Origin of the sequence: Pseudomonas sp. ANT_H12B (assembly GCF_008369325.1) — a bacterium.
GTDB lineage: Bacteria > Pseudomonadota > Gammaproteobacteria > Pseudomonadales > Pseudomonadaceae > Aquipseudomonas.
Genome location: NZ_VOBI01000005.1, coordinates 244,532 through 261,205, shown reverse-complemented (window position 1 = coordinate 261,205; position 16,674 = coordinate 244,532). Strand labels below are relative to the sequence as shown.

The following is a 16,674-nucleotide window of genomic DNA, read 5'->3' as shown; positions in this document are numbered from 1 at the left end:
CTGCGGGGGCGCCTATCATACCGGCAAACTTCGGCAGGCCATATCACGCAAAGTATGGTGCTTATGGTTTATGGGAATAAGCGTCTGGAGCAGTGCTCTTCTGACTGAGCGATGTTCAGTGCATAGAACTCATGCAACTTGGCCTGTAACAACTGTTTGTCCGGTAGCTGGACCTGGTATTCAGCGATCAACGCTGGCGACAGACTGCGGTTAAGGGCGTACTCGACCACCTCGTTATCCTTGCTGTCGCCCCAGCAAACCCTGATGCAGATCGATTTCGGCATGGCCGCCCGGCAGGTCGAGAAACTCGAGCATGTAGGCATCGCGGAATATCTCAAGCGCCGAGGGGTGAGATTGTTTCAGCGCTGTTGAGACACTGGCCGGTTGGGTAACGCTGCGTTCAAACAGCGCAGCCTTGAACTGGCGCTCAAGTTCGCGCTTCGACCACTTCTCCTGAACCGCCATACGCAGGTAAAACTCCCGCTCTTCCGGGAGTTTGCCCTGACTGAAGATGACCAGATTATGGGTCCAGGATAATGGTCTCACCAGCGGCGAGACTTTCTCGTCGCCCCGGTAAGTCTCATAGAACTGACGCATACGAAACAGATTGGGCCGGGTAAAGCCACGCAACCCTGGTTGAGTCTGAGCCAGATGCTCGGCCAGTTGACTGACCACGCAATCCCCCCACTCGGCCCGTTCCAGCTTGCGACTGATGTACGCACCGACCTGCCAGTACAGTTCGATCAGCCGGGTGTTGACCGCCTGAAAAATGAGGGTTGCCGGCCAACATAGAATCTCCCACAGAGGATCGGGAATGACTACACGGTTTGTGGGCGGCACACATCCACTGTGGGAGCGGGCTTGCCCGCGAAGGCGTCATCACTGACACCGTCATCATCAGCCACCAACCGCATATTCAGACGTAACCCCGTCCCGCTATTCTCTGCCCAAAGCTCCCCGCCCTGACGCTGCACCGCATTCCTGGCAATGCTCAACCCCAACCCGAACCCGCCATTGCCCGGTCGGGAACCATCGAGCCGAATGAACGGCGAGAAGATCCGCTCCAGATCGGCTTCAGCCACCCCGCCGCCCTGATCCTCCAGCCACAAATACCAGAAGTCGCCATCGCGCCGTCCGCCAAGACGGACAACGCCGCCGCTGGGGGAGTGACGAATCGCATTACGCACAATATTTTCCAGGGCCTGGGCCAGCGTATTCAGATGACCGCGCACCCAACAGGAAGAATCCACCGCACAGTGCAACTGACTCGCGGGCCAGCCACTTTCATAGCAGGCGTTTTCCGTGAGCATGTCCCACAACGCCTGAACCTGGATCGATTCGTCGGGCAACCGCGTGCGCTCGGTGTCGAGCCAGGCCAGTTGCAGAGTGTCTTCCACCAGACGCTGCATGCCATCGACCTCGCGACCAATGCGCTCGCGCAATTGCACCAAGTCCTGCTCACTTTCACTGGCCACCCGCAGACGACTCAACGGTGTGCGCAATTCGTGGGACAAGTCGCGCAGCAATTGTTGTTGCAGGGCCACGGTGCTTTGCAGGCGTTCCGACATGTGATCGAAGGCCCGACCCAGTTCGCCCAACTCATCCGAACGATTGGTGGTGTGGCTCGACAGACGCACGTTCAACTGGTCGGCACGCCAGGCGTTGGCTTGTTCGCGCAAATGGTTCAACGGCACCACCAGTAATCGATAAAGACCGACGCACAACAAAAGGGTGAAGAGACCAGGTATCACGCCATTGGTGATTACGCGCCAGAACACCCGGTACTGCCCCGGCATGAAACGCTGGGGCAGTTCGATCACCAGATTGCCGGCATAGGGGTCGCCGGGAAACGGCACGCGCAACCACGGCAGGTGTTTCTTGTGGATGGGCCAATCCAGGCCGCGCAGAAAGGTCAGGTGTTCGATTTCCTTGTCCGTCAGCGGCTGACTGCTCAACGACTGCAAATCACCGCCAATGACGCCAACCCAGCCCGCTTCACGTTGTTGCATGTTTTGCAGCCACGCATCGACGCCAGCGCGCTGGCGCTGGCGCCACGCCTGCTCGGCCTCGGCGGCGTAGCGTGTCAGGGTGCCTCGGGCGTCATCCGACAGAAACTGGTTTCGCTGTTCCATATAGCGGCCCCAGGACCAGCTCAACCAGATCATCAGCAGACAGAACGCCACCAACAGACACGCCAGCTTCCAGAACAGCGAATGCCTGCCCGGCAGGTCAGACCATTTCATCGACAGCACTCAACACATAGCCCTTGCCCCACACCGTGCGCACTTCCCGCTCGGTGTAGCCGATGGCCTTGAGCTTGCGGCGGATCTGGCTGATGTGCATGTCGAGGCTACGGTCATGGGCCGCATAACCGCGCTGCAGCACATGCTGATAAAGGAAGGCCTTGCTCAACACTTCATCATCATTGCGATTGAGCGTCTCCAGCAGCCGATACTCGCTGCGGGTCAGGCCGCCAGCGTGCTCACCATAAAAGACGTCACCGTGCTGGTCATCGAAGCGCAGGCTGTCCGCCGAAGGGGTTATCACTGCCGGTGCCGGTCGACGGTCGAGGGCCACGCGCCGCAGGATCGCTTCGATACGTACCCCCAACTCAACCATGCTGAACGGTTTGGGCAGGTAATCATCAGCGCCCAGGCGAAAACCACTGATGCGATCCGCCTCGGCACCGAGCGCCGACATCAGCACCACCGGAGTCGAATGGCTGTGCCGCAATTGGGTCAACACGCTCAACCCGTCCAGCCCCGGCAGCAGAATGTCCATCAGCACCACATCGAAAGCTTGCTCGCGGGCAATGGCCAGGCCTTCCTGACCGTTTTGGCACCAGGTCACCTGAAAACCGCTGCGGCCCAAGTGCTCGTGGACATAAGCACCCAGCACGACGTCATCTTCGATGGAAAGGATTCGAGGGTGGTTAATAGAGATGGGAGTCATGAGTATCTGCAAATAATTCTCAGTTGGCGATTATTCAAGAATGCTTCGCCAAGGGCAACCCAAGCTTTGCCCGCAGCGCAAATGCAGGGCATCGGCCGACGAATGACGACATCAATTTTACGAAGATTGCCCGCATGCAAATCGCTACACTGCGCAGGTGGCGCGTGCCGGACGTACGTGCAGGTCATTAAATAGCTGGATGCAGGAGAGATGCGTGCTCAAGAAACTGGGAATTAAAGGCCGCGTGCTGTTGCTGACCCTGTTGCCGACCAGCCTGATGGCATTGGTTCTGGGCGGCTATTTTACCTGGATGCAGCAGTCCGACCTGCAAACCCAACTCATGCAGCGTGGCGAGATGATCGCCGAACAACTGGCGCCCCTGGTGGCCCCGGCCATGGGTCACCGGAACACCGAACTGCTGGAACGCATCGCCACCCAGTTCCTTGAACAGCCGGACGTGCGTGCGGTGACCTTCCTCGCCCCCGACCGAACCCTGCTGGCCCATGCCGGCCCGACGATGCTCAACCAGGCACCGATCGGCAACAGCTCGCAGATGTTGCGCCGCAGCGGCAACGATGCCACTCGCTATCTGCTGCCGGTGTTCGGCAAGCACCGCAATCTGGCCGGTGACCTGATTCCCGATGAAGCCGAGCGCCTGTTGGGTTGGGTCGAACTCGAACTGTCCCACAACGGCATGCTGCTGCGCGGTTACCGCAGCCTGTTCGCCAGCCTGCTGTTGATCGGTGCAGGCCTGGCCGGTGCGGCGCTGCTGGCATTGCGCATGGGCCGCACCATCAATCGGCCGCTGAGCCAGATCAAGCAAGCCGTGGCACAACTCAAGGACGGCCACCTGGAAACCCGCCTGCCGCCTCTCGGTAGTCAGGAACTGGATGAACTGGCGTCCGGCATCAACCGCATGGCCGGCACCCTGCAAAACGCGCAGGAAGAGTTGCAGCACAGCGTTGATCAGGCCACCGAAGACGTGCGGCAAAACCTGGAAACCATCGAGATCCAGAACATCGAACTGGATCTGGCGCGCAAGGAAGCCCTTGAGGCGAGTCGGATAAAATCCGAATTCCTGGCCAACATGAGCCATGAAATCCGCACGCCGCTCAACGGCATTCTCGGCTTCACGCACCTGCTGCAAAAAAGCGAACTGACCCCGCGCCAACTCGACTATTTGGGCACCATCGAAAAGTCCGCCGACAGCCTGTTGGGGATCATCAACGAGATCCTCGATTTCTCGAAAATAGAAGCCGGCAAACTGGTGCTCGACAATATTCCGTTCAACTTGCGCGACCTGCTGCAGGACACGCTGACCATCCTCGCGCCCGCCGCCCACGCCAAGCAGCTTGAGCTGGTGAGCCTGGTGTATCGCGACACGCCGCTGTCGCTGGTGGGCGACCCGCTGCGACTCAAGCAGATCCTCACCAACCTGGTCAGCAACGCGATCAAGTTCACTCGCGAAGGCACTATCGTCGCCCGGGCCATGCTCGAAGAAGAGCATGAAGACAGCGTGCAACTGCGCATCAGCATTCAAGACACCGGCATCGGCCTGTCGAACCAGGACGTGCGCGCGCTGTTCCAGGCTTTCAGTCAGGCCGACAACTCGCTGTCGCGCCAGCCGGGGGGCACCGGCCTTGGCCTGGTGATTTCCAAACGCCTGATCGAACAGATGGGTGGCGAGATCGGCGTCGACAGCACGCCGGGCGAAGGTTCGGAGTTCTGGATCAGCCTGAGCCTGCCCAAGACCCGCGACGACGCCGAAGACCTCCCCGGTCCGCCACTGCTCGGGCGCCGGGTCGCGGTACTGGAAAACCATGAACTGGCCCATCAGGCGTTGCAGCATCAACTGGAAGACTGCGGCCTCGTAGTCACCCCGTTCAATACGCTGGAAAGCCTGGCCAATGGTGTCACCGGCGCCCATCAGACCGATCAGGCGATCGACCTGGCGGTACTCGGCATCACCAGCAACGACATGCCGCCAGAGCGGCTCAACCAGCACATCTGGGACCTTGAACATTTGGGCTGCAAAGTGCTGGTGCTGTGCCCAACCACCGAGCAGACGCTGTTCCATCTCTCGGTGCCCAACCCTCACAGCCAGCTCCAGGCTAAACCGGCTTGCACCCGCAAGCTGCGACGGGCGTTGTCCGATCTGGTCAACCCGCGCCAGCAACGCAGTGACCCCGCAGAACCGGTGTCCAGCCGTGCGCCGAAGGTCCTTTGCGTTGACGACAACCCGGCCAACCTGTTGCTGGTGCAAACCCTGCTCGAAGACATGGGCGCCAAGGTGCTCGCGGTGGAGAGCGGTTACGCCGCGGTCAAAGCCGTACAGAACGAAACCTTCGATCTGGTGTTGATGGACGTGCAGATGCCCGGCATGGACGGACGCCAGAGCACCGAAGCAATCCGCCAGTGGGAAAGCGAGCGTCATTGCACGCCACTGCCGATCGTTGCCCTCACCGCCCACGCGATGGCCAACGAAAAACGTGCGCTGCTGCAAAGTGGCATGGACGATTACCTGACCAAGCCGATCAGCGAACGGCAACTGGCGCAGGTGGTGTTGAAGTGGACCGGCCTGGCGCTGCGTAATCATGGGCCGAAGCGTTCCAGCGACAGCCATGGCGGCGGCCACGAGTTGCAGGTGCTCGATCACGAAGAAGGTTTGCGCCTGGCCGCCGGCAAGGCCGATCTGGCGGCGGACATGCTGGCAATGCTGCTGGCGTCACTGGAAGCCGACCGTGAAGCCATTCGCATCGCCCGGGGAACCAACGACCACAACGCCCTGATCGAGCGAGTCCATCGCTTGCACGGCGCGACTCGTTATTGCGGCGTACCGCAACTGCGCGCCGCCTGCCAGCGTAGCGAAACCCTGCTCAAGCAACAGGACGCCAAAGCCTACAGCGCGCTCGATGAGCTCGACCGGGCCATCAATCGCCTGGCCGCCCATGCCCGTATCAACGCTTGATGCACTTTCCAGGAGGACCGCATGCGCACGATTCTTTTCAGCAGTCAGACCTACGACCGCGACAGTTTCCTGGGGGCCGAGCTACCGGCCGGCATCGAGTTGCACTTTCAATCGGCGCGACTGAGCCTCGATACAGTGGCGCTGGCGGAGCATCACGAGGTGGTCTGCGCTTTCATCAATGATGACCTCAGCGCACCGGTGCTCGAACGCCTGGCAGCGGGCGGCACACGCCTGATTGCCCTGCGCTCGGCAGGTTACAACCATGTCGACCTGGCGGCTGCAAAACATCTGGGGCTGATGATCGTGCGGGTCCCGGCCTATTCGCCTCATGCGGTGGCCGAACATGCGGTGGCACTGATCCTGGCGCTCAACCGCCGTTTGCACCGCGCCTACAATCGCACGCGCGAAGGGGATTTCAGCCTGCACGGGCTGACGGGTTTCGATTTGGTGGGCAAGACGGTTGGTGTGATCGGCACTGGGCAGATCGGTGCAACCTTCGCGAAAATCATGAATGGTTTCGGCTGCCGGTTGCTGGCTTACGACCCCTACCCCAACCCGCAGGTCGAGGCCCTCGGCGCCCGCTACCTGAGCTTGCCGGAACTGCTGGCCGAGTCGCAGATCATCAGCCTGCACTGCCCGCTCAACGAACAAAGCAAACACCTGATCAATAGTGAGTCACTGGCGCACATGCAGCCCGGCGCCATGTTGATCAACACCGGACGCGGCGGTCTGGTGGACACGCCGGCGCTGATCGACGCGTTGAAGGACGGCCGACTGGGTTATCTGGGGCTGGATGTGTATGAAGAAGAGGCGCAGCTGTTCTTCGAGGATCGTTCCGACTTGCCACTGCAGGACGATGTGCTGGCGCGGCTGCTGACCTTTCCGAACGTAATCATCACCGCGCACCAGGCCTTTCTGACCCGCGAAGCCCTGGGCGCGATTGCCACGACGACCCTGCAGAACATCGCTGCCTGGGCCGCCGGCACGCCGCAGAATCGGGTCGAGGGCTGACGTCTCAGGCCTTCGACAAAATGATCATCAATGCCAGCCAGCCAAAGCCTGTCAAGCGCTGGCCCAGGGAATGTCCGCGACGCAGCAGGAACCAGACAAAAAACGGCGGTAGCAAAAAAATCATAAACTTAAGCCAGAGTTCTACCGGACGCGTCCTATCGGGTGCCGGTGTCGGGATCTGGGCTTCGACTTCGGTTTTGCGTCTGCGTCCGAATGCGGCCGGGGTCACCCTGGCGACGTTCTCATCCATCGGCAAACGCCCGAAAGACAGAGGCGCCTCCTGAAGCGTTGCCTTCGAAGTGGCCACTTGCACCGTCCCTGCAGGTGCACCGCAATGAATGCAAGCAGGCGCCGTAGAACTGATGCTTTGCTTGCACTCATAACATTCGATTAACGCCATGTCCGTTCCTTAGAGATGCAAAAGCGGCAGTGTGCCATGAGTGGGCAGGTAATTTGAACCAGATCGAAGGTCATATGCCCGCGCCATGCTGCGCGCAGGCCCGTGATAGCATATCGCGCATATTTGGAGGACCCATGGTCGAACACGATTTCCGCTACACCCTGATGAACCCGCAACACACCCTCACCGAATGCCGCGCCCTTGTGCCGGGGCGTTATCAAGTCACCGGCAACGGCGGCTCGATTCGTACTAACGACGTGCTGGTAGTGACCCTCAAGGGCAGCAAGGACTTGTCCATGCGACTGACCGTCGAAACGGTTCGCCATTTGATCAACCCGCCCGGCCAATGGGTCGCGGTGGCCAGTGGTCCGGTGTTCGGTGAGCTGGCGATCCACACCTGGAAAGTCAACTGTGACAGCTGCGCCAAAGAGCTGAGCTTCGAGTTCGCGGTCGACGCCAAGCTGGGCAACAAGGCTGAAAAGCCTGCCGCCACCGCGCGGATTGCCGAGTTGGGCTGGACCACCGCAGGCGAGAAACACCTGTGCCCGAAATGCCAGGAGCCCGCGTGATGAAACACCTTGCTCTGGCCGCCATGGTTGGCGCCAGTCTGATGGGCTGCGCCGCTGAACCGGTACAACTGCAACAAAACCGCAGCTACATTCTGGAATGGATCGGCGAACGTCCATTGATGGACTACAGCCACCTGACCGTCACCCTCGGTGACGACGGCCGGGCCTACGGCAATGGCGGCTGCAACCATTGGTTCGCGCCGTACTCCCTGGAAGGCCACAAGCTGAGCTTCGGCAAGGTCGGCAGCACGCGCAAACTCTGTGCGCCGGCGTTGATGGAACAGGAAAAACGCTTCCTTCGGGCACTGGAAAACGTGCAGAGTTGGGACGTTTCGCCGATCGAGCAGATGCGCTTCTGGCCGGCGGAAGGCAAGCCGTTGCGCTGGTGGCTTGAAGAGGGTTGATCCCCTGGCTGATCGTTCCCCCGCTCCCGCGTGGGAACGATCAGTTAACCGCCTGCAACGCCTCAAGCTTGGCCATCACCCCCGCCGCCGTCTGCTCACCCATCAACTGTTCCCGCACCTTGCCCTTGTTATCGATGATGTACGTCACGGGCAACGCCTCGCTGCGCGGTAACTCAAAAAGATCCGCCGGGTCCGCAGCCAGTACAGTGAACTTGATCCCCAGTTTCTCACTGACGCTTTTCAGCTCTTCGCCCTGCACGTTGTCGAAATTGACCCCGAACACGCCAATGTTCTTGTCCTTAAGCTGATCGGCCAGGGTATTCAATTCCGGGATCTCGGTACGGCACGGGCCGCACCATTCGGCCCAGTAATTGAGCACCAGCCATTGTTTGTCCAGACGCTCGGCGGCGACTTTATGGCCGTTCTGGTCGATGCCATAGTCGTTGCCACAGCCCCCCAGCATTAACGTACCGATGATCGCCAATGCCGCTGCCAGTCGTCTTGTCATGTCGTGATCCTTGTCGAAAAAAGAATACTGCCGCGACCCATTGCCTCCCAAGGTTCTGGATTACGCGCCGCACAGTTAGAATAGCCGCCACTTTACGCAAGAAGCGACCCGCCCATGACCGATCTGACGCTTTATCACAACCCGCGCTGCTCGAAATCCCGCGGTGCGCTCGAACTGCTCGAAGCCCGTGGCCTGACCCCGACCGTGGTCCGCTACCTGGAAACCCCGCTGGACGCCGCGCAAATCCAGAGTTTGCTGAGCAAACTCGGCATCAGTGCCCGGCAACTGCTGCGCACCGGCGAAGACGTGTACAAAACCCTCAACCTGGCCGACAGCAGCCTCGGCGAGGCGCAATTGATCGCGGCCATCGCGGCTCATCCGAAACTCATGGAGCGACCGATTCTCGAAGTCGGCAACAAAGCCATCATCGGTCGTCCGCCGGAAAAAGTACTGGAGCTGCTGCCGTGAGTGCGCCGTATATTCTGGTTTTGTATTACAGCCGCAGTGGCTCGACCAATGAAATGGCCCGCCAGATTGCCCGAGGCGTCGAGCAGGCCGGCCTTGAAGCCAGGTTGCGCACCGTGCCGGCGATCTCTAGCGAATGCGAAGCCGTGTCCCCGGACATCCCCGACGAAGGCGCGCTGTACGCCAGCCTCGATGACCTGAAAAACTGCGCAGGCCTGGCCATGGGCAGCCCGACCCGCTTCGGCAACATGGCTGCACCGCTCAAGTATTTCCTCGACGGCACCAGCAACCTGTGGCTGACCGGTGCGCTAGTGGGCAAACCGGCCGGGGTCTTTACCTCTACCGCGAGCCTGCACGGCGGTCAGGAAACTACGTTGCTGTCGATGATGTTGCCATTGCTGCACCACGGCATGTTGATCACCGGCCTGCCGTACAGCGAGTCGGCGTTGCTGGAAACCCAGGGTGGCGGCACCCCGTACGGCGCCAGCCACCACGCGGGTGCCGATGGCAAAAGCGGACTGGACTCCCATGAAGTGGCGCTGTGTCGCGCGCTGGGTCTGCGCCTGGCCAAGACTGCACAGAAACTGGAGAGCTAACGTGGCCAAGAAGCCAAAAATCCTGCCCTCCATCGAGTGGCTGGAGCCTCGGGTACGGGCGATGCGCATCATCAGCCTGCTGTGCTTTTTCGGCCTGGTGGGGCTGCTCTGCGCTTACTACCTGGTCGTCGCCAACCTGCATGGCGCGCGGCCGTGGGTGATTCTGCTGATCGAGCTGGTGCCGCTGTTGTTGCTGGCGCCGGGGATGATCGTCGGCAGCGCGCGTGGGCATTCGTGGATGTGTTTTGTGGTGAACCTGTATTTCATCAAGGGCGCATTGGCCGCGTATGACCCGAATCGGCAGCTGTTTGGTTTGCTGGAGATGGGTGCGAGTCTGGCGGTGTTCTGCTCGGCGTTGCTGTATGTGCGGTGGCGGTTTCAGTTGAATCGCAAACTCGCGGGTGAAGGCGAGACTTCCGTCGCCTGACAGTCCGTCATCGCGGGCTTGCCCGCGATGAGGGCGACTCGGTCTCAATGATTCACTGTGTAGGCCAACATCATCGAAATCTGGCTCATCGGCCGCCCACCACTCTCTTCATGCCACTGGTTGAACACGCCCTGCACCGTCGCCAAGTCCCGCAGGCTGGTCGGTACCTTGTCGACGATCTTCTGCGCATTCAACGCCGCCACCACGTCGTAGCTCGGCACAAAAGTGTCCTTGCCGACCATCCGCAAGAATCGCGGCGCCGACAACCCGCCCAATTGATGACCGCGTTTTTTCAGGTAGGTCCACAGCCCGACAATATCGGTCACCGGCCAATCGGCGATCAACGCGCCGAAGCTGCCCTTTTCAAGCGCTACGTCCAGCACAAACTGCGCATTGCGTGGCACGCTCTTGAGTTTGCCCAGGTGGCGGATGATCCGCGCGTCCTGCATCAGGCGCTCCAGGTGTTCGGCGCTCATCAGCACGACTTTTTCCGGGTCGAACTTGAAGAACACTTCTTCGAAAGACGGCCATTTGGCGTCCACCAGGCTGTGCTTGAGCCCCGCGCGAAACACCCGCAGCGCCATGGTCGAGAGGTAGCGATCGTCGCTGATCTTGCGCAATTGCGTCGGGGTCTTGGGAACGGGCAGATGGGCTTCCAGTTCAGCCGCCGAACCGAAGCGGTTCAGACAGTATTCGTGCAGCCACTTGTAATCGCGCATGCCCTCTCCTGATGAGTAAGTGAATAGATTCATGTGGGAGCCAGCCTGCTGGCGATAGCGGCGGGTCAGTCAACAATGATGTGTCTGACCCACCGCTATCGCCAGCAGGCTGGCTCCCACAGTGATTGTGTTTAGAGGTTTACTACGTTGACGAACCGCGACGCGACGGTTTCATCGATACGCAAGTTGGTGAAGTCGAACAGGTTACGGTCTGCCAGTTGCGACGGGATCACGTTCTGCAAGCTGCGGAAAATACTCTCGGTGCGGCCCGGGGTCTTGCGTTCCCACTCCTGCAGCATCTCCTTGACCACCTGACGCTGCAGGTTTTCCTGGGAGCCGCAGAGGTTGCACGGGATGATCGGGAATTGCTTGAAGTCCGAGTAGGTCTGGATGTCTTTTTCGTTGCAGTAGGCCAGCGGGCGGATCACCACGTTGCGGCCATCGTCGGCGCGCAACTTGGGCGGCATGGCTTTGAGCGAGCTGTTGAAGAACATGTTCAGGAAGAACGTCTCGACGATATCGTCGCGGTGATGACCGAGGGCCATTTTGGTCGCGCCGATTTCGTCGGCAAAGGTGTAGAGCGTACCGCGACGCAGGCGCGAGCACAGCGAGCACGTGGTCTTGCCTTCCGGAATCAGCTCCTTGACCACCGAATAGGTGTCTTTCTCGACGATGTGGTACTCGACGCCCAACGTTTTGAGGTAGGTCGGTAGCACGTCCTCGGGGAAGCCCGGCTGCTTCTGGTCCATGTTTACGGCCACGATGTCGAACCTGATCGGGGCGACCTTCTGAAAGTGCATCAGCACGTCGAGCAGCGTGTAGCTGTCCTTGCCACCGGACAGGCAGACCATGACCTTGTCGCCGTCTTCAATCATGTTGAAATCGGCAACAGCCTCACCGGCCTGGCGGCGAAGGCGCTTTTGCAGTTTGTTCTGGTTGACCGTAAGAGTGCCCATGACACGAAATCCGTGAGGTGTGACGAAAGGCCGGCATTTTACGCAAAAAGGCGTCGTCGGCGAAGAGCCCAACGTATGCCGGATTTGCGAAAGAAATTATGCGCCGACGCACCCTTTGTTGTGATGCGTACTTCAAACCGTTCCGACAGACCCTGCGGCGATTAACAGGCGTGTTTACAGCGCAATTTGCTCTAAAGCCCTGCAACCTGCGCCGTTAAGACCTTTCTATACTGCGACATAAGGTCACACACATATCCAGACCTTTCCTTACTCGGCCACTTTGGCCCGTAGGCGCTCCACTGGGGGGCGACGGTAAAAACAAGAGGAGTGACTGGCATGATCCATCACGTAGTGGGGCTCTTCACCCACCCTGACCAAGAATGGAAAGAGATTCGTGGCGATCAGGAGGAAAGCATCAGCCACATGTACCTGACCCACACTCTGATTCTGGCCGCGATCCCTGCGGTTTCGGCGTTTATCGGCACCACTCAGGTTGGCTGGGTCATCGGCAATAGAGCGCCAGTGATGTTGACCGTGGAGAGTGCGCTATGGATGACAGTCATGTCGTACCTGGCAATGCTCGGTGGCGTTGCGGTAATGGGCGCTTTCATTCACTGGATGGCCCGCACTTATGACGCCAACCCGAGCCTGGCACGTTGCGTTGCGTTTGCCACCTATACCGCGACACCGCTGTTCATTGGCGGTCTGGCGGCGCTGTACCCACACATGTGGCTAGGGATGATCGTCGGTACCGCGGCCATTTGCTACACGGTGTATCTGTTGTATGTGGGGCTACCGACGTTCATGAACATTCCATCTGACGAGGGATTCCTGTTTTCAAGTTCGGTGCTTGCTGTAGGCCTGGTGGTGCTGGTCGCCATCATGGCGTTCACTGTCATTGTCTGGGGACTCGGCGTGGGGCCGGTCTACACTAATTAGCAACACTTCACCCAAAAACCAGATCTGCCAACACAGGCCGCCGCAAGGCGGCCTTCTAATGCAAGGGCGACGACCATTCGGCGCCCAAGCGATTCGCAAGTCCCGAGGGTTGCGGCATACTCGACGTCTCTGGAGATCCATCAAGCATGCCCGAGCAACTCAATACCCGCGTCGAAGACTGCTACCAGCAAGCCGAATCCTTTTTCAAACGACCTTTCAAACGCCCCGTGGTGAGCCTCAAGCTGCGCGGCCAGAAAGCCGGTGTCGCGCATCTGCACGAGAACCTGCTGCGCTTCAACCCGCAGCTGTACCGGGAAAACACCGAAGACTTCCTCAAGCAAACCGTGGCCCACGAAGTCGCGCACCTGATCGCCCATCAACTGTTCGGCGACCGCATCCAGCCGCATGGCGAAGAGTGGCAATTGATCATGCGCGGCGTGTACGAACTGCCGCCCAATCGCTGCCACACCTATGACGTCAAACGCCGCAGCGTGACCCGCTACATCTATAAGTGCCCGTGTGCCGACAGCGATTTCCCGTTTTCGGCCCAGCGCCATGGTTTGGTGCGGCAGGGGCGACGGTATTTGTGCCGGCGGTGCCGCAGCACGTTGGTGTTCAGTGGGGAAATGCGGGTCGAGTAGCAAGATCTGTGGTATCTGGTCTGGCCTCATCGCGGGCACGCCCGCTCCCACAGTGATCGGTGTCGCTCACAAATCTTGTGCTCAAAATCAATACCTGTGGGAGCGGGCTTGCCCGCGATGAGGCCGGGCGGCCGCTAGAGAATCACCTTGGCACGGCGCAACTCTGCAATCCGCTCAGGGCCATACCCCAACGCCTCCAACACCTGATCTGTATGCTGCCCCACGGCCGCGCCGATATGCCGCGGCTCGGGCAACCCTTGCGAAAACTTCAACGGACACGCCATCTGCGCCTGACTCGTCCCATCACCCCGCGGCACCTTAGTCACCAGTTCCCGCGCCTTCATCTGCGGATGCCGCACCGCCTCCCCCAGACTCAACACCGGCTCCACGCACGCATCGACCCCGGCAAACAACTCGCACAGCTCGGCGAAGTCATGTTTCTCGAATTCGATTTTCAACTCATTCTTCAGCGCTTGTTGCTCGGCGGGTTTGGGCGACAGTCCCTTGGCCGCCAGTTCCGGTCGCCCCAGCGCTGTACACAGTTGCTGCATGAACGCCGGTTCCAGACTGCCCACCGATAACCAGCGCCCATCCCGCGAACGGTAGTAGTCGTAGAAACTGCCGCCGTTGAGCATCTGATCCTCCCTGCCCGACGCCTCACCGCAGGCCAGATACCCGGCGCCGGCCATGGCGTTCAGGCTGAAGGCGCAGTCGGTCATGCTCACGTCCAGATGTTGGCCCTGCCCACTTTGCTGCCGGGCGATGACCGCCGCCAGTAGCCCGATGACCCCGTGCAACGAACCACCGGCAATATCCGCCACTTGCATGCCCAGCGGCAGCGGACCGCTATCCGCGCGGCCGGTGTAGCTCGAAAGCCCTGCCAGCGCCAGGTAATTGATGTCGTGGCCGGCGCGCTCCTTATAGGGGCCGGTCTGGCCGTAACCCGTGATCGACACGTAGATCAGTTTCGGATTGATCGCCTTCAAGGCTTCATAACCCAGGCCCAACCGATCCATCACGCCGGGACGGAACTGTTCCAGCACGATGTCGTAATCCTTGAGCAACTGCTTGATCACCTCCAGCGCCTCAGGCTGCTTGAGGTCCAGGGCCAGGCTGCGCTTGTTGCGATTGAGGTAGGCATGGCTGGCCGAAACCCCTTGATCGTGGGGCGGCAGCACTCGCAGCAGGTCCATGCGGGTCGGTGATTCGATGCGCAGCACCTCGGCGCCCATGTCTGCCAGCAACAACGAGGCGAACGGCCCCGGCAGCAGTGTCGAGAAATCCAGAACCTTGAGTGATGCCAGTGGACCGAGCATGGGTGTTCTCCGTAAACGATGTCCCCAGACTAGGCAGCCGACGGCATTGCAGCAATCACCTTATGTATCAGCTGCGCTGACCGTTGCGCTCAAATTCCAGGCATGAAAAAACCCGCCGAAGCGGGTTTTTTCAGTTCAGCCGTCTTATTTGACGTTGATTGGGGTTGGGCCTTCGGCCACGCCCAGGTCGTCTTCTTCACGCTCGTCGGAGATACCGCGACCGCCGGAAGCCAGCTCGGCGTGCATCACGTCGGTGTCCAGCTCCTTGACCCACTTGGCCACAACCAGAGTGGCAACAGCGTTACCGACCAGGTTGGTCAGGGCACGGGCTTCGGACATGAAGCGGTCGATACCGAGGATCAGCGCCAGGCCGGCAACCGGCAGGTGGCCAACAGCGGACAAGGTGGCAGCCAACACAATGAAGCCACTACCAGTCACACCCGCGGCGCCTTTCGAGGACAGCAGCAACACCACCAGCAGGGTGATCTGGTGAGTGATGTCCATGTGGGTGTCGGTTGCCTGAGCAATGAACACCGCCGCCATGGTCAGGTAGATCGCAGTACCGTCGAGGTTGAACGAGTAACCGGTCGGGATCACCAGACCTACCACGGATTTCTGCGCGCCCAGACGTTCCATTTTGATCAGCATGCGTGGCAGCACCGACTCCGAAGAGGAAGTACCCAGCACGATCAGCAGTTCTTCACGGATGTAGCGGATCACTTTCAGCACGCTGAAGCCGTGAGCGCGAGCGATACCGCCCAGCACCACCAGAACGAACAGCAGGCAAGTGATGTAGAAGCACGCCATCAGTTGACCCAGTTGCACCAGCGAACCGACACCGTAGGCACCGATGGTGAACGCCATGGCACCGAAGGCACCGATTGGCGCGAGCTTCATGATCATGTTGATGATGTTGAACATCACGTGGGCGAAGCGATCGATGAAGTCCAGGATCGGCTTGCCGTAGGCACCCAGGCGATGCAGGGCGAAACCGAAGATCACCGAGAACATCAGCACTTGCAGGATGTCGCCCGTGGCGAACGCGCCGACGATGGTGGACGGGATCACGTTCAGCAGGAAGCCAACGACGCTTTGATCCGCACCGGCCGCTACATACTGAGCGACTTTGGAAGCATCCAGGGTGGTTACGTCGATGTGCATGCCGGCACCCGGCTGCACGATGTTGACCACTACCAGACCTACCAGCAATGCGATGGTCGAAACGATTTCGAAGTACAGCAGCGCGTAACCGCCGGTCTTGCCGACCGACTTCATGTTCTGCATGCCCGCGATACCGCTGACGACGGTGCAGAAGATGATCGGGGCGATGATCATTTTGATCAGTTTGATGAACCCGTCACCCAGCGGCTTGAGGGCCACACCGGTCTGCGGGTAGAAGTGACCGAGCAAGATGCCGATGGCGATAGCAACGATCACCTGAAAATACAGGGATTTATACAGTGGCTGACGAGTCGTCATTGCAAAGTTCCTCAAGAGTGTCCGGTGACAACATCCACCTGTTGCCCTGAACACTTCAATTGCGAACCCTCCTGCACTGGAGGGATTTGTTTTGTCGAGCTGCGCAACGGCAGGCATCTGCTCGTTGTATCGCAAAGCGCGTGCCACCTTCGCCGAATTGCCTGAAAGCCTTTTGACATCAAGGGCTGCGGGTTTTTCATGGTCACTGAGCGGAGACAAAAGAGTGGCGGATTTCCGCCCATCGTTCGTACCTTGTCCTACAAATTGGCGGATATCCGCCTTGTCTATCGCCGAACCCAACGGCTACCATCCGCCGTTCAATGG

17 protein-coding genes and 1 pseudogene are annotated in these 16,674 nt (G+C 59.8%); 9 read left to right on the top strand and 9 right to left on the bottom strand.

Annotated features, from left to right (window positions below; all coding sequences use genetic code 11):
* Positions 1 to 68 precede the first annotated feature (68 nt).
* The 3 genes and pseudogenes from FQ185_RS10815 to FQ185_RS10805 form a co-directional block, all read right to left on the bottom strand.
* Positions 69 to 765, bottom strand: a pseudogene (locus tag FQ185_RS10815) (DUF1016 N-terminal domain-containing protein); the annotation flags it as partial.
* Positions 766 to 818: 53 nt separating this feature from the next.
* On the bottom strand, positions 819 to 2,243 hold the full coding sequence (locus tag FQ185_RS10810; RefSeq protein ID WP_149417424.1) for a sensor histidine kinase: 1,425 nt from the start codon (positions 2,241 to 2,243) through the stop codon (positions 819 to 821).
* Positions 2,230 to 2,952, bottom strand: coding sequence for a response regulator transcription factor (locus FQ185_RS10805; protein ID WP_149417423.1), 723 nt, complete (start codon positions 2,950 to 2,952; stop codon positions 2,230 to 2,232). The genes FQ185_RS10810 and FQ185_RS10805 overlap by 14 nt, the downstream gene beginning before the upstream one ends.
* Before the next feature lie 214 nt (positions 2,953 to 3,166).
* Between FQ185_RS10805 and FQ185_RS10800 the strand changes: the two genes are divergently transcribed.
* Together FQ185_RS10800 and FQ185_RS10795 are read left to right on the top strand one after the other, a co-directional pair.
* Positions 3,167 to 5,920: a response regulator gene (locus tag FQ185_RS10800; protein WP_149417422.1), complete on the top strand. Its 2,754-nt coding sequence runs from the start codon at positions 3,167 to 3,169 to the stop codon at positions 5,918 to 5,920.
* A gap of 21 nt (positions 5,921 to 5,941) precedes the next feature.
* Complete coding sequence (locus tag FQ185_RS10795) at positions 5,942 to 6,931, top strand: 2-hydroxyacid dehydrogenase (protein ID WP_149417421.1); 990 nt, start codon at positions 5,942 to 5,944, stop codon at positions 6,929 to 6,931.
* A 4-nt stretch (positions 6,932 to 6,935) separates the two neighbouring features.
* Here the strand turns inward: FQ185_RS10795 and FQ185_RS10790 are convergent, their stop codons facing one another.
* Positions 6,936 to 7,331 carry a hypothetical protein gene (locus FQ185_RS10790; protein ID WP_149417420.1) on the bottom strand — a complete coding sequence of 132 codons (396 nt, stop codon included), beginning with the start codon at positions 7,329 to 7,331 and terminating at the stop codon, positions 6,936 to 6,938.
* A gap of 134 nt (positions 7,332 to 7,465) precedes the next feature.
* Between FQ185_RS10790 and FQ185_RS10785 the strand changes: the two genes are divergently transcribed.
* Both FQ185_RS10785 and FQ185_RS10780 read left to right on the top strand, forming a co-directional pair.
* Complete coding sequence (locus FQ185_RS10785) at positions 7,466 to 7,900, top strand: hypothetical protein (protein WP_149417419.1); 435 nt, start codon at positions 7,466 to 7,468, stop codon at positions 7,898 to 7,900.
* Positions 7,900 to 8,304 (top strand): META domain-containing protein, encoded by a 405-nt coding sequence (locus tag FQ185_RS10780; protein ID WP_149417418.1) that lies wholly within the window; start codon positions 7,900 to 7,902, stop codon positions 8,302 to 8,304. The genes FQ185_RS10785 and FQ185_RS10780 overlap by 1 nt, the downstream gene beginning before the upstream one ends.
* A 40-nt stretch (positions 8,305 to 8,344) precedes the next feature.
* Here the strand turns inward: FQ185_RS10780 and FQ185_RS10775 are convergent, their stop codons facing one another.
* Positions 8,345 to 8,812: a TlpA disulfide reductase family protein gene (locus FQ185_RS10775; protein ID WP_149417417.1), complete on the bottom strand. Its 468-nt coding sequence runs from the start codon at positions 8,810 to 8,812 to the stop codon at positions 8,345 to 8,347.
* A gap of 114 nt (positions 8,813 to 8,926) precedes the next feature.
* On the opposite strand from FQ185_RS10775, the gene arsC reads away from it, so the two are divergent.
* The 3 genes from arsC to FQ185_RS10760 are packed head-to-tail and all read left to right on the top strand — an operon-like array spanning position 8,927 to position 10,300.
* Positions 8,927 to 9,280, top strand: coding sequence for an arsenate reductase (glutaredoxin) (arsC, locus tag FQ185_RS10770; RefSeq protein WP_149417416.1), 354 nt, complete (start codon positions 8,927 to 8,929; stop codon positions 9,278 to 9,280).
* A complete protein-coding gene (wrbA, locus tag FQ185_RS10765) occupies positions 9,277 to 9,873 on the top strand; it encodes an NAD(P)H:quinone oxidoreductase (protein WP_149417415.1) in 597 nt (198 codons plus the stop codon). The genes arsC and wrbA overlap by 4 nt, the downstream gene beginning before the upstream one ends.
* Position 9,874: 1 nt before the next feature.
* On the top strand, positions 9,875 to 10,300 hold the full coding sequence (locus FQ185_RS10760; RefSeq protein WP_149417414.1) for a DUF2069 domain-containing protein: 426 nt from the start codon (positions 9,875 to 9,877) through the stop codon (positions 10,298 to 10,300).
* Positions 10,301 to 10,344: 44 nt separating this feature from the next.
* On the opposite strand, the gene FQ185_RS10755 is transcribed toward FQ185_RS10760, so the two are convergent.
* Together FQ185_RS10755 and ttcA are read right to left on the bottom strand one after the other, a co-directional pair.
* Positions 10,345 to 11,019 (bottom strand): DNA-3-methyladenine glycosylase I, encoded by a 675-nt coding sequence (locus FQ185_RS10755; RefSeq protein WP_149417413.1) that lies wholly within the window; start codon positions 11,017 to 11,019, stop codon positions 10,345 to 10,347.
* A 131-nt stretch (positions 11,020 to 11,150) separates the two neighbouring features.
* Positions 11,151 to 11,975: a tRNA 2-thiocytidine(32) synthetase TtcA gene (ttcA, locus tag FQ185_RS10750; protein ID WP_149417412.1), complete on the bottom strand. Its 825-nt coding sequence runs from the start codon at positions 11,973 to 11,975 to the stop codon at positions 11,151 to 11,153.
* Positions 11,976 to 12,311: 336 nt separating this feature from the next.
* On the opposite strand from ttcA, the gene FQ185_RS10745 reads away from it, so the two are divergent.
* On the top strand, positions 12,312 to 12,914 hold the full coding sequence (locus FQ185_RS10745) for a Yip1 family protein (protein ID WP_149417411.1): 603 nt from the start codon (positions 12,312 to 12,314) through the stop codon (positions 12,912 to 12,914).
* A 146-nt stretch (positions 12,915 to 13,060) separates the two neighbouring features.
* Positions 13,061 to 13,555, top strand: a complete 495-nt coding sequence (locus tag FQ185_RS10740) for a SprT family zinc-dependent metalloprotease (protein ID WP_149417410.1) — start codon at positions 13,061 to 13,063, stop codon at positions 13,553 to 13,555.
* A gap of 134 nt (positions 13,556 to 13,689) precedes the next feature.
* Here FQ185_RS10740 and FQ185_RS10735 read toward each other — a convergent pair whose 3' ends face one another.
* Entirely contained in the window at positions 13,690 to 14,871 is a 1,182-nt protein-coding gene (locus tag FQ185_RS10735) for a CaiB/BaiF CoA-transferase family protein (RefSeq protein ID WP_149417409.1), read from the bottom strand.
* Positions 14,872 to 15,015: 144 nt separating this feature from the next.
* Positions 15,016 to 16,350, bottom strand: a complete 1,335-nt coding sequence (locus FQ185_RS10730; protein WP_149417408.1) for a dicarboxylate/amino acid:cation symporter — start codon at positions 16,348 to 16,350, stop codon at positions 15,016 to 15,018.
* Positions 16,351 to 16,674: the final 324 nt, after the last annotated feature.

Excerpts from the sequence above, each read along its gene's own strand:
- FQ185_RS10790 (WP_149417420.1), bottom strand. The coding sequence starts at position 7,331 with ATGGCGTTAATCGAATGTTATGAGTGCAAGCAAAGCATCAGTTCTACG.
- arsC (WP_149417416.1), top strand. The coding sequence starts at position 8,927 with ATGACCGATCTGACGCTTTATCACAACCCGCGCTGCTCGAAATCCCGC.
- FQ185_RS10730 (WP_149417408.1), bottom strand. The coding sequence starts at position 16,350 with ATGACGACTCGTCAGCCACTGTATAAATCCCTGTATTTTCAGGTGATC.
- FQ185_RS10755 (WP_149417413.1), bottom strand. The coding sequence starts at position 11,019 with ATGCGCGATTACAAGTGGCTGCACGAATACTGTCTGAACCGCTTCGGT.
- ttcA (WP_149417412.1), bottom strand. The coding sequence starts at position 11,975 with ATGGGCACTCTTACGGTCAACCAGAACAAACTGCAAAAGCGCCTTCGC.
- FQ185_RS10775 (WP_149417417.1), bottom strand. The coding sequence starts at position 8,812 with ATGACAAGACGACTGGCAGCGGCATTGGCGATCATCGGTACGTTAATG.
- FQ185_RS10805 (WP_149417423.1), bottom strand. The coding sequence starts at position 2,952 with ATGACTCCCATCTCTATTAACCACCCTCGAATCCTTTCCATCGAAGAT.
- FQ185_RS10735 (WP_149417409.1), bottom strand. The coding sequence starts at position 14,871 with ATGCTCGGTCCACTGGCATCACTCAAGGTTCTGGATTTCTCGACACTG.
- FQ185_RS10810 (WP_149417424.1), bottom strand. The coding sequence starts at position 2,243 with ATGAAATGGTCTGACCTGCCGGGCAGGCATTCGCTGTTCTGGAAGCTG.
- FQ185_RS10740 (WP_149417410.1), top strand. The coding sequence starts at position 13,061 with ATGCCCGAGCAACTCAATACCCGCGTCGAAGACTGCTACCAGCAAGCC.
- FQ185_RS10780 (WP_149417418.1), top strand. The coding sequence starts at position 7,900 with ATGAAACACCTTGCTCTGGCCGCCATGGTTGGCGCCAGTCTGATGGGC.
- FQ185_RS10785 (WP_149417419.1), top strand. The coding sequence starts at position 7,466 with ATGGTCGAACACGATTTCCGCTACACCCTGATGAACCCGCAACACACC.
- FQ185_RS10745 (WP_149417411.1), top strand. The coding sequence starts at position 12,312 with ATGATCCATCACGTAGTGGGGCTCTTCACCCACCCTGACCAAGAATGG.
- FQ185_RS10795 (WP_149417421.1), top strand. The coding sequence starts at position 5,942 with ATGCGCACGATTCTTTTCAGCAGTCAGACCTACGACCGCGACAGTTTC.